This is a genomic window from Microbacterium sp. GXF6406 (assembly GCF_054798215.1).
Map to the genome: position 1 here is coordinate 7,002 of NZ_JBSJZH010000029.1, position 14,754 is coordinate 21,755.

Annotated in this window: 13 protein-coding genes; 5 read left to right on the forward strand and 8 right to left on the reverse strand. The window is 66.1% G+C overall.

What is annotated here, in order from left to right:
- On the forward strand, positions 1-415 hold a 415-nt coding region (locus tag ACWAUG_RS12760), incomplete at its 5' end, for a TetR/AcrR family transcriptional regulator C-terminal domain-containing protein (protein WP_460802689.1).
- Between the two features lie 99 nt (positions 416-514).
- On the opposite strand, the gene ACWAUG_RS12765 is transcribed toward ACWAUG_RS12760, so the two are convergent.
- Positions 515-3,832, reverse strand: coding sequence for a discoidin domain-containing protein (locus ACWAUG_RS12765; protein WP_460802690.1), 3,318 nt, complete (start codon positions 3,830-3,832; stop codon positions 515-517).
- Between the two features lie 125 nt (positions 3,833-3,957).
- On the opposite strand from ACWAUG_RS12765, the gene ACWAUG_RS12770 reads away from it, so the two are divergent.
- Positions 3,958-5,571 carry a sialidase family protein gene (locus tag ACWAUG_RS12770; protein WP_460802691.1) on the forward strand — a complete coding sequence of 538 codons (1,614 nt, stop codon included), beginning with the start codon at positions 3,958-3,960 and terminating at the stop codon, positions 5,569-5,571.
- Here ACWAUG_RS12770 and ACWAUG_RS12775 read toward each other — a convergent pair.
- Both ACWAUG_RS12775 and ACWAUG_RS12780 read right to left on the reverse strand, forming a co-directional pair.
- Complete coding sequence (locus ACWAUG_RS12775; RefSeq protein WP_460802692.1) at positions 5,568-6,734, reverse strand: Fic family protein; 1,167 nt, start codon at positions 6,732-6,734, stop codon at positions 5,568-5,570. The two genes, ACWAUG_RS12770 and ACWAUG_RS12775, sit on opposite strands and share 4 nt — an antisense overlap.
- A gap of 281 nt (positions 6,735-7,015) precedes the next feature.
- Entirely contained in the window at positions 7,016-8,017 is a 1,002-nt protein-coding gene (locus ACWAUG_RS12780) for an SDR family NAD(P)-dependent oxidoreductase (protein ID WP_460802693.1), read from the reverse strand.
- Positions 8,018-8,103: 86 nt separating this feature from the next.
- Between ACWAUG_RS12780 and ACWAUG_RS12785 the strand changes: the two genes are divergently transcribed.
- Positions 8,104-8,670 (forward strand): TetR/AcrR family transcriptional regulator, encoded by a 567-nt coding sequence (locus tag ACWAUG_RS12785; protein WP_460802694.1) that lies wholly within the window; start codon positions 8,104-8,106, stop codon positions 8,668-8,670.
- Positions 8,671-8,680: 10 nt separating this feature from the next.
- Here ACWAUG_RS12785 and ACWAUG_RS12790 read toward each other — a convergent pair whose 3' ends face one another.
- Positions 8,681-9,292 (reverse strand): DUF4190 domain-containing protein, encoded by a 612-nt coding sequence (locus ACWAUG_RS12790; protein ID WP_460802695.1) that lies wholly within the window; start codon positions 9,290-9,292, stop codon positions 8,681-8,683.
- Between the two features lie 100 nt (positions 9,293-9,392).
- Here ACWAUG_RS12790 and ACWAUG_RS12795 point away from each other — a divergent pair, with 100 nt between their 5' ends.
- Complete coding sequence (locus tag ACWAUG_RS12795) at positions 9,393-9,884, forward strand: hypothetical protein (RefSeq protein WP_460802696.1); 492 nt, start codon at positions 9,393-9,395, stop codon at positions 9,882-9,884.
- A 19-nt stretch (positions 9,885-9,903) separates the two neighbouring features.
- Complete coding sequence (locus tag ACWAUG_RS12800; protein ID WP_460802697.1) at positions 9,904-10,080, forward strand: hypothetical protein; 177 nt, start codon at positions 9,904-9,906, stop codon at positions 10,078-10,080.
- Between the two features lie 6 nt (positions 10,081-10,086).
- Here the strand turns inward: ACWAUG_RS12800 and ACWAUG_RS12805 are convergent, their stop codons facing one another.
- The 4 genes from ACWAUG_RS12805 to ACWAUG_RS12820 form a co-directional block, all read right to left on the reverse strand.
- Entirely contained in the window at positions 10,087-10,467 is a 381-nt protein-coding gene (locus ACWAUG_RS12805) for a type II toxin-antitoxin system VapC family toxin (protein WP_460802698.1), read from the reverse strand.
- Complete coding sequence (locus ACWAUG_RS12810) at positions 10,464-10,727, reverse strand: type II toxin-antitoxin system Phd/YefM family antitoxin (RefSeq protein ID WP_298041632.1); 264 nt, start codon at positions 10,725-10,727, stop codon at positions 10,464-10,466. Before ACWAUG_RS12810 ends, ACWAUG_RS12805 begins: the two co-directional genes overlap by 4 nt.
- Before the next feature lie 251 nt (positions 10,728-10,978).
- Positions 10,979-11,926: a zinc-binding dehydrogenase gene (locus ACWAUG_RS12815; RefSeq protein WP_460802699.1), complete on the reverse strand. Its 948-nt coding sequence runs from the start codon at positions 11,924-11,926 to the stop codon at positions 10,979-10,981.
- Between the two features lie 161 nt (positions 11,927-12,087).
- Complete coding sequence (locus ACWAUG_RS12820) at positions 12,088-14,691, reverse strand: Lsr2 family DNA-binding protein (RefSeq protein WP_460802700.1); 2,604 nt, start codon at positions 14,689-14,691, stop codon at positions 12,088-12,090.
- Positions 14,692-14,754 lie beyond the last annotated feature (63 nt).

Here is a 14,754-nt window from a genome sequence, read left to right on the forward strand (position 1 = left end):
GGCCGCGGTCAGTGAGCGGATCGTCGTCGAGGCGGCGGATTCATCGGATGCCGATGCCGCGGTGATCGCGACGGCGCTGCGCGATCGGCTGCTGGCGCACCGCGACGGCGCCGAGATCGTTTCGAGCTCGCTCGCGCTCGGACTGCTCGATCTTCCGGCGCGTGCGAGCCTGGTCGACGCCGCACGGCAGACGGGTCTGTCGGATGCGGCGGCTGCGACCGCGGCCGACACGATCGTGCACTTCGTGATCGGCTGCACCTTCCACGAGCAGCAGCGCATGCACGCCGCCGTCATCGGGGCGACGGACCCTTCGGTCGACATCACCCCGGCCGGCATCGCCGAGAGCGCGGATGACTTCTCCTCGGGGCTCGCGATGATCGTCGCCGGCATCCGTGCGACGGCCGGCGCCCGCTGACAGAGGCGGAGACGACGAAGCGGGCCCGCAGGTCGTGAAACCTGCGGGCCCGCTTGCTGTCGGTGCGGTCCGTCACCACGCCGGACCGCACCGAGGCGATCAGCTGATCGTCGCGCCGCGTCGGCGGGCGAGAACCAGTCCGCCGCCGAGCAGCCCGAGGGCGAGGAGCACGGCGCCGACGATGCCGGCCGTCTCCATACCGGTGACCGCGAGAGAGCCGTCGTCTCCGGCTTCGCCCGATCCCGAGCCGTTGTCGGAGCCGTCGTCGAGGACGCCGACCGACACGGCCAGGCGCACCTCGCGCTCGATGCCGTCGGCATCGGGGGCGGTGATGACGACCTCGTGTGCACCGGCTTCGACATCGCCGGTGGCGATGATCGCGTCGAGCGACACCGTGCCGTCTTCGCCGGCCGCGGCCGAGGCGAGGACGATCGGGTCGGAGTGCAGTTCGACGAGCACCTCGGAGCCGGCTTCGGCTCCGGTGACGGCGATCGTGAACGGCTGGTCGAAGTCGAGCTCGTCGGTCTCGACGCCGTCGACGAGGACGACAGCATCCAGGGTGCGGATCTCGACATCGGACGAGACGACCGTGCCCGTGTTGCCGGCGGCATCCGTCGACCGGGCCTCGAGCGTGCTCGCGCCGATGGCGTCGAACACGATCTGGCCGTTCTCGGGAACAGCCGCCCACTCGCCGTCGCCGATGCGGTACTCGATCGAGGAGACGCCGGTGAGAGCATCCTCGGCCGTGATCGTCGCCGTCACCGGGGTGTCGGCGTTGCCGATCCCGTCAGCCGGGTCGAGGGCGATCTCGGTGGTCGGGCTGACGGCGTCGACCTTCAGCGACGCGAAGCCGGAGACCGACGTCTCGCCGACCGTCGAACGGTACTGGACGGCGCGGTCTCCCTCGCCGCCGACCATGAACGATCCGTCGGCGCTCGCCCAGTCGCCACCCTCGATGCGGTATTCGATGGCGCCCGGATCACCGGCGGAACCGGCGGCGGAGACGGTCACGGGAACCTCGCCCGCGTAGACGCCTGACTCGAGCGGCGCCGCCTCGGTGGAAGCCACGATCGCCGCCTCCGCACCCGCGGGGCGCGGGACGGAGAGCTCGAAGATCGACAGGTAAGGGTCGACGTTCTTCGTCGTGACGTGCACGCGCACGTGGCGGGCCTGAACCTCGTCGAACGTGATCGCATCGGCGCGCGTGGTGCCGGATGCCGCGGGCATGTCGCTCTTCGTCGCGACCGTGGTCCACTCGGAGCCATCGTCGCTGACCTGGATCGTGTAGTCCTTCGCCGCAGCGGCCTCCCACAGGATGTCGACCTTCGAGAAGGGGCGCTTCTCACCGAGATCGACGGCCAGCCAGGCGGGGTTCACGTAGCTCGCGGACCAGCGCGTCGACGGGTTGCCGTCGACCGCGGCGGATGCCGGGAACTGCGCCGCCTCGTCGCCCGAGGAGGTCGCCGTGGCGCCTGCAGTCCAGGCCTCGGGCGCGAAGACCTGAGCCGACCAGGCGGCGATCTTGTCTCCGCCCGAGACGATGTCGTGCACCCACACGTAGCGGGCGTCGACGCCGTTCAGTCCGATCGAGCCGTCCTTCGCGATGTTCGCGTCCTGCCAGAAGATGCCGTCGGTCGAGGTCGCGACGCGGAAGCTCTCCGGTGCCGTTCCCGCCCACTTGACGTCCAGGCTTCCGGCGCTGCGCGCCTCGCCGAGGTCGATGCGGAAGCTGGCGTTCTTCTCGGAGGTCTCCCACTTGGTGAGGCTGCGACCATCGGTGAGGGCGGCGGTGTCGCTGCCCTCATCGGTGGAGGATGCCGTGACCGCGGCGCCGAACGACACTTCGCCGTTCGCCGCCGAACCGGTCTGCTCGATGACGGTCAGGCTCGGGCCGCGGCCGATCGAGGAGACCGCCGTGGTGAACTCGCTGTATCCGATGGCCGGGGTGTCGGCCTTCCACGTCTTCTGCGCGATCACCGGGAACGAATCGCGGATGAGGCCGTGCACGTCGAGCTGGCTGTAGTCCGCGGCGACGAGGTCGTTCCAGACGGCGAACATGGCGCCGTCGGGGGCGCCGGCGGGAACCGTGTCCTGATCCCAGAGGCGGTTGGGCAGCCAGTTGGCGTAGATGCCCGCGTTGTTCAGGCCGTTGCCGTGGTAGTAGTCCGCGAACGGGACGACGTAGAGCGTGCCGTCGTTCATGTTGATGAAGCGGTACCCGTCGTCGAGGGCCGACTTCATGCCGTACCAGCCGTCGTTCCAGTTGCTCATGATGACGTCGCGGTCGTAGCCGTCGGCGTTGCCGGTCATGATCGTGGCGCTGCCCCAGGCGCGGGGCTGCTTGCCGTGGCTGCGCACGTGCTCGGCCATGTCGTTGAAGAACTGCACGTATTCGGTGGCGTACTGGCGCGGGTACTCGTCGGCGCCGTAGTGCACCTCGTCGCCCTCGAACCACGGGATGAACTCGTCGAAGACGCCCTTGATGATCTCGGTCGTCTCGGGCTTGGTGAGGTCGAGGTGGTCGCTGTCGCCGTTGTTCATGCCGAGCTCGGGCTTCCAGTGGATGAGTGCCAGCGAGTGGGCGGGCACGTCGATCTCGGGAAGGATCTGCATGTGGTGCGCGGAGGCGGTGTCCTCGAAGGACTGCCAGTCGGCGCGGTCGTAGGCGCCGTCCTCGGAGGCGAGGTCCGCGTACTCCGGGTTGTCGGACTTCAGGCGGAAGCCGGCGTAGGCCTCGGCCCAGGTGAGGTCGCGCTCGTGCGGGAAGATCTCGTTGTCGTTGAGGTGGATCTGGAAGACGTTGAGCTTGTACCAGCTCATCATCGAGATGTAGTCGCGGATGTAGTCGGCGTCGAAGAAGCGGCGTCCGACGTCGAGCATGAAGCCGCGGTCCTGATAGTCGGGCCAGTCGATCGTCTCGCCGCGGGGGAGGGATGCGCGGTCATCGGCGGATGCCAGGATCTGCAGCGCCGAGCGGGTGCCGTAGAAGACGCCCGTGCTGGTGGGGGCGGAGATCTCGATCGTGTCCTCGATCGAGAGCACGTAGCCCTCTTCGTCGAAGCGTTCGCCGCCATCGGCGTGCTTCAGTCCGCTCTGCACGTCGAGGACGATGTCTCCGGCGCGGGCACCGGAGGTCTTGACCTCGAGAGTCAGGCCGGTGATGGCGTTCAGGTCGGTGACGAGCTGCGCCGCCACGTCGGCGGATTCAGCATCCGCCACGATGCGCGAGTCCGCATTGATGCGGAGATCGCCGGTGCCGCCGGTCCAGTTCTGCAGCTCGGGGACGACGATGGGCGATTCGTTCACGTCATCGGCCAGGGCCGCCATGGGGGCTGCGAATGCGGTGGCTCCGGTTGCGGCTGCGATCAGCAGCGCCGCTCCTCGAAGCCGGGTCCTTCTCCTGCTCTGATTACTCACTGATTCTCCTCGTCGTCATCGACGCAACTGGTACAGCAATTTGTAAGGATGGTGACGAAACTCTAAGGGAGGTGCGTCATCCCGGTCAATGGTTCGGGGAAATACCGGCTCACTAGGATGAAAACGTGACTTTCGATGACGTGGAGAACCCCGGATCCGACCTCCGATTCGAACGGGTTCTCGCCCGTCGCGGAGAGGGCGGATATCGCCAGTTCCGCATCCCCGCGCTCGCCGTCAGTCCGCGAGGCACGCTCCTCGCCGCCTACGACGGCCGCCCCAATCTCGACGACCTCCCGAACCCCATCGATCTGCTGCTGCGACGCAGCTTCGACGGCGGTCGCACGTGGGGCGCGCAGCAGGTCGTGCGCACCGGCACGGGCCTCGACGGATACGGCGACCCCAGCATCCTCATCGACCGGGAGACCGGCCGGATCTTCCTCTTCCACGCAGCGGGGACGCACGCCGGCTTCTTCGAAGCCATCGAGGGGATCGACGATGAGGATGCCGTGCAGCAGGCCGATGTGTCGTACTCGGATGACGACGGCGAGACGTGGACCCACCGGCGCCTGACCGGAATGCTCAAGCGCCCCGGCATCACGGGCCTCTTCGCCGCCGCCGGCGCCGGAATCCAGCTGCATGCGGGGGCTTTCGCCGGACGCCTCGTGCAGCAGTTCGTCGTGCTGCACCGCGGCGAGATCATGGCCGCCAGCGCCTACAGCGACGACCACGGCGAGACCTGGACGTTGGGTGAGCTCGTCGCCGGAACCAACGAGAACAAGGTCGTCTGCCTCAGCGACGGCACGGTGCTCATGCACTCGCGCGCCACCCCGCATCGGCTCGTCGCGCTGTCTCATGACGGAGGCCACAGCTACAGCATCCCGGCCCCGCACGCCGACCTTCCCGACCCGAGCGACAACGGGTCCGTCGTGCGCTTCGACGGACTGCCGAACGTCGATCTCGCCCGCGATGAGACGGATCGCTGGTTGCTCGCCACCCACAACCACGACACGGATCTGCGCCGCAACACCGTGCTCAAGCTCTCGCAGGATGACGGCGCGACCTGGCCTTTCGCCGTCACGCTCTGCGGCGGCAGCAGTGCGTACTCGACCGCCGCCCGACTTCCCGATGAGCGCATCGGCGTGCTCTTCGAGCGCGACGGCTACCAGGAGATCGTCTTCGTCTCTCTGCCCGTCGATGAGCTGCTCGACTCGCCCGCTTCGGGGCTTGCGCACGATGACGGCACCGTGCGCATCGGCGGCGTCGAGATGGATGTCGTGCTGCGCTCGATCACCCCGGCGCGGCCCGCCGAATGGTGCAGCGTTGGTGAGAGCGTCGTGCTCGAGGTCGCGGAGGGCGAGTGGGACGCCAGCGCCTGGAAGGAGGTCGGTCAGGGATACTCCGCCGACGCCCCGCAGGTGCTGTCGAACCGCGAATCGCAGGACCTCAACTACGGACCCATCGCTCCCGGCTTCCGCGCCGGAGACCTGCTCGCGTTCTCGGGGCGCGTGCGCGGAGAGGCGGGCGCCGTGTCGGTCTCTGCCGCCGACCAGGAGCTGTTGTCTGCCACCGCGCTCGCCGCAGGGGAGAATGCGACGTTCTCGCATGCGCACGTCGTCACCGCGGATGAGGTCGAGCGCGGAGTCGTCGAGGTCGCGTTCATCGTGCGGGTGGGCGGGGTCGGCGAGGCGCGGCGTGAATTCGTGTACGACGTGCGGAAGGGGCAGACGCTTCCTGACTAGTCGTCGAAATCCCTCCGTGTGACCGCATGCCAGATCTCGGTTGCCACCCATCGCTCTTTGCCGCCGCGCCCCCAGCGGCCGGCCGAGCGCACCCAGCCCAATTCTTCGGCGCGTCGAAGGAGATTCGACCCCGTGGGTTGACTGACGCTCAAACTACGGACCACGGCGGCGACCGTGACGACCGGGTTCTCGAGCAGGAGGTCGATGAGGGCTCCGACTTGCGAACGTTCGCCGCGAACTTGGGTCCGGTACCTTTCCCTGATCTCGAGAAGGTCGGAGATTCTGCCCGTGCTCTCGTCTGCCTGCCGCTCCACTGCAGCAGCGAAGAACTGAACCCATTCGTCGATCTCGCCGCGCTCACGCACAGCTTGGAGTCGGTCGTAGTACTCGTTGCGATGCGACTCGAAGTAGGACGAGATGTGGAGAATCGGGGCGCTGAGGATGCCATCCTGCATGAGCTCGAAGCCGATGAGTAGCTGCCCGATGCGACCGTTACCGTCGAGGAAAGGGTGGATCTCCTCGAACTGGTAGTGCATGAGAGCGCCTCGGAGCATCGCGGGCATCGTCGACGGTTCGTTGACGAAGCGCTCCCAGTCGGTGAGGAGAGCGCCGAGGTCATCATGATGGGGCGGGATGAAGCGCGCGGTCTCCGGGCGCGCATTGGGCGACCCGATCCAAACAGGCGACTTGCAGAGTTCTCCGGGAAACTTCTCGTCGACTCGAACTCCGGTGAGGAGCGTCTCGTGCAGCGCGCAGAAGAAGCGGAGAGTCAGCGGCCATGCCTGGATGAGTTCGCTTCCTTGCTCGATCGCGCGGAGGTAGTTCGCGACCTCCCGCAGATTCTCGTTCTCGATCGGAACGTCGTCGTTCTCTGCGGAGAGGACTTCGCTCAACGAGGCTTCGGTTCCTTCGATGCGGGAGCTCGCGAGCGCTTCTTGCGCGAGGGCGGGGCCCAGCAGGAGCGCCGGGTTGTCGATGATCATCGCCAGGCCCGAGAGCTTACCGAGTGCGAGGTCGGCTCGTGAGAGTGCAGCGACTGTCTCGGGCTGAAGCTCGACTTCTCGTGGGATCGGCGCGGGAAGGAAGTAAGCATGCGGCCAGGCGCTGAGCGGTTTCGTCGTTAGTGTTCCGAATCTGGTGCTGCGGAAATCGCTGGCGCGCATGCCGTCTGTCCCTGCTTATAGAAACATGTCGAAGAAATAACTTTCAGACCCAAAACATTTAAGTTCGGTCAGATTCTAAAGATTTGCTCTGGGGCTTGGCTACAGCATCCGAAGACAACGATGCCCCGCAACCGGAATCGGCGGCGGGGCATCACCATCGGGGGGATGGGTGTCTCCCGTTCGGATCGGGAGGGGTATCTCCCGTTCGGATCGGGAGGGGTATCTCCCGTTCGGGTCGGGAGGGTCTCGCGTTCGGGCGCGAGGGTCTGTGGGGCCGGGTGTTACTGGACGGACCAGCCGCCGTCCGAGGTGAGGATCGCGCCGTTGATGTTCACGGCGTCATCCGACAGCAGGAACGTGATCGACGCGGCGAGGTGCTCGGCCGTCGCGAGCGACGGGATCGCCTGCTGGAACGGGGCGAGACGCGCGGAACCGGCCTCGGACATGTTCGGGGGCATCGGGATGCCGGTGGCCACGCCGCCCGGGGCGACGGAGTTCACGCGGATGCCCTTCGGGCCGTACATGAACGCGGCCGACTTGGTCACGCCGAGGATGCCGTGCTTGCTGGCCGTGTAAGCGTTGCCCGACGCGTTGCCGCGCAGGCCCGCTTCGCTGGCGACGTTGAGCACGGAACCGGTGCCCGCCTTCTCCATGATCGGGAGGACGGCGCGCATGAGCTTGAACGGTGCGGTGAGGTTGATCGCGATGACGCGGTCCCAGACGGCATCCGTCGTCTCGCCGGCAGGGGAGAAGTCGTCGTTGATGCCGGCGACGTTCGCGAGGGCGTCGATGCGCTCTCCTGCGGCGGCGATCACGGCGTCGATCGAGTCCTGCTTGGTGAGGTCGCCGGCGACGGTGATGATGTCGGCATCCGCCAGCTCGGCCTTGAGAGCCTCGAGCTTGTCGGCCGAGATGTCGGCGGCGATGACGCGTCCGCCTTCGCGGGCGATGCGGGATGCCGTGGCCTTGCCGATGCCGGATGCCGCACCCGTGACGATCACGGTCTTGCCGGCGAAACGGCCTGCGGTGATCTTCTCGACCCAACCCGCGGGGGCGTCGTCAGCGGGGATCTCGCCGCCGTTCGCTGCGCGCACGAGGTCGTCGATGACCGACTGGGGCATCTGACCCTGGCTGAGTGCGACCATCTGCTGCAGGGGGAGTCCGAGGACCGGGGCGAGGGAGTCGGCGCTGGCGCCGGACTTCTCCAGCAGGCCGCGCACGAGAGCGCCGCCGGTGGGGTCGTTCAGCCATTCGCCGATGGTGGAGTTCGCGGTCAGTGCCATGGTGTCTCCCTCGTTTTCTGCTGCGATCGTGTTTCGCAACGGTGCGTCTATTTATATCTCATCAGGCCCCCGAGTAGCCTGAACGTATGCCGAGACCCCGGAGTGAGAAAGCACGTCGCGCCGTGCTCGATGCGATGCGTCTGGCGCTCGCCGCCGACGGCTTCCACACCGTCACGATCGAGGGGCTCGCCGCCGAGGCCGAGGTCTCGAAGCAGACCATCTACCGGTGGTGGCCGTCGAAGGCCGCGATCCTCGGGGAGGCTCTGCTCGAAGGGTCGCTCGGGTCCCCTTCGCTGCAGATGACCGACGACCTCGCCGCGGATCTGCGGGCGTGGTTCGAGTCCACGTCCGGTCATCTCGGCGACGGGGAGGGCGTCGAGATCGCCCGCGCGCTGATCGCCGTGACGGCGACGGATGCTGCGCTCGGCGCGACCCTCAACGAACGGCTCGCCGGCCCCATCGTCGAGGCGATCACCGCCCGGCTCGAGGTGGCGAAGAAGGCCGGTCAGGTGCGCGAGGATGTGGATGCGGCGATGCTCGCCGACCAGTTCGTCGCCATGTCGTCGTACGCCGCACTGCTCGGGCGCCCCATGTCGCCCGAGCGCATCGATATGACGGTGGACGTTCTGCTGCGGGGCGTCGCCGTGCGGTGACGCCCGGGCGTCACAGGATCAGCACGGTTCCGATGATCGAGAGCACCAGGCCCGCCACCGCGAGGCCCTTGCCGCTGCCAATGCGCTTCGCCCGGCCGATTCCGTTGGCCGACATGATGATGCCGGCGACTCCCGCGGCCAGGCCCAGGAGGAACGGCAGGAAGATCGAGATGAGCCCGACGACGAACCCGCCGACGGCGATGCCGTTCGACTGGGGCTGCTGTGGTACGGGCGCGTAGCCGTAGGGGGCGTGCTGACCGTAGAGCGCGGGGGCCTGCGCCTGCGGGTGGGCGGGCACCATCTGGCCCGGCGCTGCATAGGGGTCCTGCGCGTAGGGCGGCTGCCCATAGGGCGACGGCGGGGAGTAAGGCTGCACCGGATAGTTCGGCGCCTGCTCGGCCGGCGCGGCATAGGGGTTCTGCGGTGCGGGCGGCAGATACGGGTTCGGGGCGGCCGCGGTGGGCGCAGCATCCGATGCTCCGAAAGCCGGCGGAGCCGGGTGCGCCGGCGGAATCACGATGATGTCGCCGGCCGGGGCCGGCGGGATCGGCGGAACCGGGGGAGTCGGCGTCTGAGCCATGGGCGGGACCTCGTCGGGGCGGGGCGGAATCTGCTCGGTCATGCGTTCTCCTCTTCGGCGCGCGGGGCCTCAGAGTGAGGCCGCCAGGCGTCCCGAGAATCGTAGCAACCGGCCCGGACATCACGGCGGCTAGCCTCGAGGGGTGTCGGTTCTCGCCCTGCGTTATGCGCTCGTCGCGCTCGCCCTGGTGTTCGTCTTCTCGAGCGTCTGGGCGTCGGCGAAGCGCCCGAGCCGTGACCGACGGCATCCGCATCGCTATCGTCAGCCGATCGCCGTCGCGATCATCGGCTGGCTGCTCGTCTCCGCAGGGTTCTTCATCGGCCTGACCTCGTTCACGGTGCGGGATGCTCCGGAGCTGTGGCCCATGCGGATCGCCGGTGTCGTCGCTGTGCTCGTGGGGGCTTTCTTCCTGATCATGCACCGGAACCGGTACGTCGAGCTCCGCCGGGACGGCGTGCGTTTCCGCACCGCTTTCGGACGCGTGCGCGAGATCGCCGTGGCCGACGCCGTCGAGGTGCGGATGCTGTTGGGGACGCGGCACCCGACGATTCAGGTGCGCTCACGACAGGGCGTGCGCCTGCGGGTCGATGCGCGCCGGTACCCGATCGGGGAAGTGTTCACCGTCGCGCGCTGAACCCGGTTAGCGTGGAGACATGGAGAAGAGCAGCATCTGGACCTTCGTCGGCGTCGTCGTAGCCGTCATGATCGCGCTGGTGCTGGTGAACATCGTCTTCAGCATGCTCTGGTTCCTCGTGAAGGCCGTCATCGTCGTGGTGGTCGCGATCGCCGTCTACGCGGTGCTACGCGGGGTGTTCAGTCGGCGGGAATGAACGCCGTCAGAGTCTGACAGCAGGGATTCCTGCGCGTGATGCTGCGGCGTTCAGCTCGGCATCGAAGCACAGGATGCCTTCGACAGTGTCGCCAATGTGCACTGCGGTGGCGAGATGCAGCGCGTCAAGAGTGCGCAACCCGCTGTGCAGGGCTATCGCCGTCGCCGCCACCTGGTCATCGAGTGACACGAGAGCGACGCGCTCGATGACGTCGTTAGCAGCGTCGGTCGAGATCAAGCGACGGTCTGCGACAGCGTTCAGTTCGACGGCGAGCAGGGTTGAAGAGACCAACGCACTCTCGTGTGCGTCGAAGAACGCTCGCGTCTGAGCGGATTCTGGCTCGTCTATGAGGAGTTTCACCGCGGCCGACGTATCGAGGTAAATCACAGGCGATCCGAGCGCAGGTCGGCGAGAACCTCGTCAGATGTGACGGGCAGCGTGACGGGCCGTATCGAGAGTGGGCCGCGGCGCGTCGGCATGCGCACCTTGCCTCTGGCGATGAGGTCGTCCCAGGGGGACGGTTCCGGCGGTGAGAGCTGCGCGATCGGTCGGCCGCGGTCAGTGATGGTGAGGCGCTCTCCGGCCGCTACTCGTGCCAGCACCTTCGCGGTCTGCTGGTTGAGCTCAGTTTTCGTCACGATGCTCATATCCTGATCGTACGCTAGAACTACTAGAAGTAGTAGATGATGTGTGGTGTGGTAAGTTCAGCGCGCAGCGGGGCGCGTTCGCTGGCCTGTCGGGCAGCCGTGCCATGCTCTTCACCCCCCCTGGTGATCTTTGAATTCATGATGCACGGGGGTGCAGACATTGGCGCTCGTCAATGATGGTTGCGCCGTATGTGAAACACGGCGTCGGCCCCTCGCGATGCGCGAGAGGCCGACGGTGAATCACCGCTGGGTCAGTCGCCGACCTTCGCGACGAGGCGGCCGACGGCGGTGCCGTCGATGAGCTGCTGGATGCCGGCCGGGATCTCCTCGAAGTCGATCTCGGTGAGTGCGGGCTTCAGGTCGCCCGATGCCATGTAGCGCATGGTCTCTTCGATGTCTTCCTTGCTACCGCCCATGGAGCCGTGCAGCTGCTTGCGGCCGAGGATGAGCGCGTAGGTGTCGATGGTCGATTCGAGCTTGCCCATGCCGACCTGCACGACGCGTCCGCCACCGGAGGACTTCACGGTGTTGAGGGCGTCGGAGGTGGTGACGCCGAAGCCGGCGTAGTCGATGATGACGTCGAGCTCGACGTCGGCGAATTCGGTGATCGACTTCGCGACCTTCACCGCGCCGGCTTCGCGGGCGCGGTCCCAGACCGACTCGTTGATCTCGGCGACGTAGACCTCGGCGCCGCGCAGGTGGGCGACGCGGGCGCCGATCTGTCCGAGGCCGCCGAAGCCGATGATGCCGACCTTCATGCCCGCTTCAACACCGGCAGTCGAGAGCGCGCCGACGGAGGTCATGCCCGCATCGGTCGCGGCTGCGGCCTGCGCGAAGCTCACGCCCTCGGGGATGGCGATGAGGCCGTCGGTCGAGACCTCGCTGCGGTCTTCCCACGCGCCGTTGACCATGTAGCCCATGATCTCGGCGAGCGGCCAGACGGCGACGCGGTCGCCGACCTTCCAGTCGGTCACGCCCTCGCCGACCTCGCTGATGACGCCGGCGGTCTCATGGCCGGGGACGACCGGGAGCTCCTTCATCGACGACAGCCACTTCTCGTCCTCGAGGATGCCCACGTCGGAGTGGCACAGGCCTGCGGCCTTCACATCGATGACAACCTTGCCCGGGCCGGCGGTGGGCTCGTCGATGTCGACCCGCTCGAACGGTTTGTGGGTGCCGACGAAATGCCATGCGCGCATGGGATCCTCCTGAGATCAACGGTTCAGGGAGCGACGGGGTGGGGCTCCCTCGTTATCTCAGGTTACGCCCGGGTGGACGGGCCGGGGGCGGGTTCGCTTGGGGCGGAATATGTGAGTGAATGGAGTTTGTGTGGGCCTGCGAACGTTGAGATCTTGGTGCCTCAGTTCCTCTCCCAGTGCGCGGGGAACCAGGCAGCATGAGTGACGGTACACACGAATACGGGGAGGTTCTCCACGAGTGTGGCCATCGTGCCGTGCTGATCTACTTTGAACCTTCCGCCGCCGGGGCGGACAGCTCGCATTACGTCACGAATGACTGAAGCTGATTCCTCACCGATGATGTGGGCAAGATTTTGCTCGCTATTCAGTGGCTGGATGTTCCCCCTCGTGTCGAGTTGATACGAGGAGCCCTCTTCCCAGGCCTTAGCTGCTTCAGCCCTGGTACCGCCGAGCATAAAGATTCCTAACTCTCCGTCACTATTCTTCGTTTGCAACGGTGCGTCAGGCGCGGGAGGCGGAGGCGTCTCGGCAGCTGCGGCGTGAACTGGGGTTGTTGTTGAGGGGTGGGCGTCGAAGTATGCCTCACGTATGGAGCTCGGAATTCTGCCGCGCTCACCTACCGAGTACCCGTTGTCCCTGGCCCAGGCGCGAACTATCGAGATCGAGACATCCCGGTGTGAATCGTCGACGGTTATGGCTGAAGATTCTTCCGGATCCTCGCGGACGCTTGTCGTTGCGCCGTCATGAGGTGCCATTTGCACCGCCTGCTGGTCGGAGGCTGGTTCCTCGACGACCGCCTGCGCGGCTTGCGTGGTGAGGGTATGCGTTTTCTCTGCTCGGAGCTCCACCACACGCTTCGCGTTGCGTGCTTCCTGACGCGCACGCTCAAGCTCTTCGGCTCCCGCAGCACGTTCGCGCATTGCCTCGAGTCGGCTCCACAACGGCTTGAGAGCCTCTTCTGGGTCGAGGTAATACTGTGACGCCCGGATTCTCCAGAACGGCCATCCGAGTCGCTCGAGTACTCGCTGTCGCCGCACATCGTCGTCCCACTTGTCGGGGCCGTGGAACGAGTCTCCGTCACACTCAATCGCGAGCCGTTCACCGCGTGCCACGTTGACGACGAAATCGATCCGATAGCTGCCCACCCGGTGCTGCGGTTTCACCTCGTAGCCTCGTTCGAGAAGCTGCTTGAGAACATCCCGCTCAAACTTTGACTCGGTGAGCGCGTAGAGGTCGTCTGCTTCAGCGCCACGGTGGTTGCCTTGAGCGTATTCGATCATCGCGCGGCGCTGGTCCTCGTGGTTGAGGGCCGCTGGATCCATGCTGTGAAAAACCCATAGCTGATCGCGCGCGCGGGATGCGGCAACGTTGGCCCACTGTGAGTACCGCGGGGTTGTCGCTGCGAACGATGCGTCGTGCGCGACCATCGACACGAACATCACGTTGCGCTCGTCGCCCTGGAAGAGCGGCGGATTGCCGACACGTAGGCGCCGTCGCTCGAACTCTGCGTCGCCGATTTCTTCACGGATGAGATCCTGGACGATCTGAGCATGTGGGCCGCTCATCATCGTGACGACGCCGAAAGTGAGTCCCTCGTACGACGGATCGGCTACGCATTGCGCTATCTGGGAGGCAATGGCCTTCGCCTCGTCCCGGTTCACCCGGCTGGATCCGATAGTGGTGGAAATTGCATTCTCGACGTAGACGACGCGCAGCGGCTCACCGATCTGCGGGACACCCACTTCGCGCAACGGCAGAATTTGCCCACCGTAGTAACGATTCGAGAAGCCGATTATTTCGGGAACGCATCGGAAATGTTCCTTAAGCGCGATTGTTGACGGGAATGCACGCCCAGAGATCGAGTAGAGCGAGTCGTCGACCGTGAGGAGCTTTGCCTCGGGCATGCCGCGTAGGTGCTGGTCTTGCAATGCGGCGATGCGGTCGGTCTGGATACCGACTTTTTCGGGGGTGGTCTGCTTATCGTCGCCAACGATCACTGTCTTTTTCCCGAGGGCGAGCACGCCCAACGAAAGCAGGTCACATTGAGAGGACTCGTCAACGACGACGACGTCGAAGAGGTCAGACACCCGTGGGTCGAAGTTCTCCAGCACGCGGTAAATCGGCATGATCCAGACGGGCACGGCTCCCATCGCGGCTGGAAGTGCTTCACGCGCCGCTGCCTGAAAACGTGGTGCGTTCTTTCCTGTCCCCTTGCCCACGCGTTTTACGGCGCTGAGCCATGTCTCGAGAGCCCGCCGTTGACGATCCTTACTGTTCTTCTTCAGCTCGGTACGCGCCGACCGGCTCGCCAGATCGACGATCGCTCGCTGCAGCTCCTTCGCTTCGGCGTGGGACTTCTCCATCAGTTCTTCGACGTCAGCCGAGCTGTGCAGGTCTGCGAGCCAGGTGCGTGCTTTTGCATGCTCCCAAGCGAGCGCCGCCTCTTCGACGTCACCGATCGTTTTGGCGTCGCCTCGAGAGCTAACGATCGCCGAGGCCCACCGCGGTGCTCCTGCATCGGCGATCTGGCGTTTCAGCTCGTCAGCTCTGAGTACCTGCGCGCGCACTCCAGCGAGCCGTTTCGCCTCGTTGAGTGTTGCTCCCCAGTCGTCGGGTTGATCAAGTTTGAAGGCTGTAAGTAGCCGTTCCCACAGTGGTGAAGCCTGATCAGCGCTGCTCGCTTCCTGCAAGCGTTCGACAATCTGGCTCTTCGTAATTGAAGGTGTAGTCGGGGTGCGCGCGGCGATTGGTGGCTCTTCGGACATTCGGTGGGGGTAAGGCTCGCCGGGTGATGGTCGGCGGGTAGGGGTTGAGGTCCTCGAGGATCA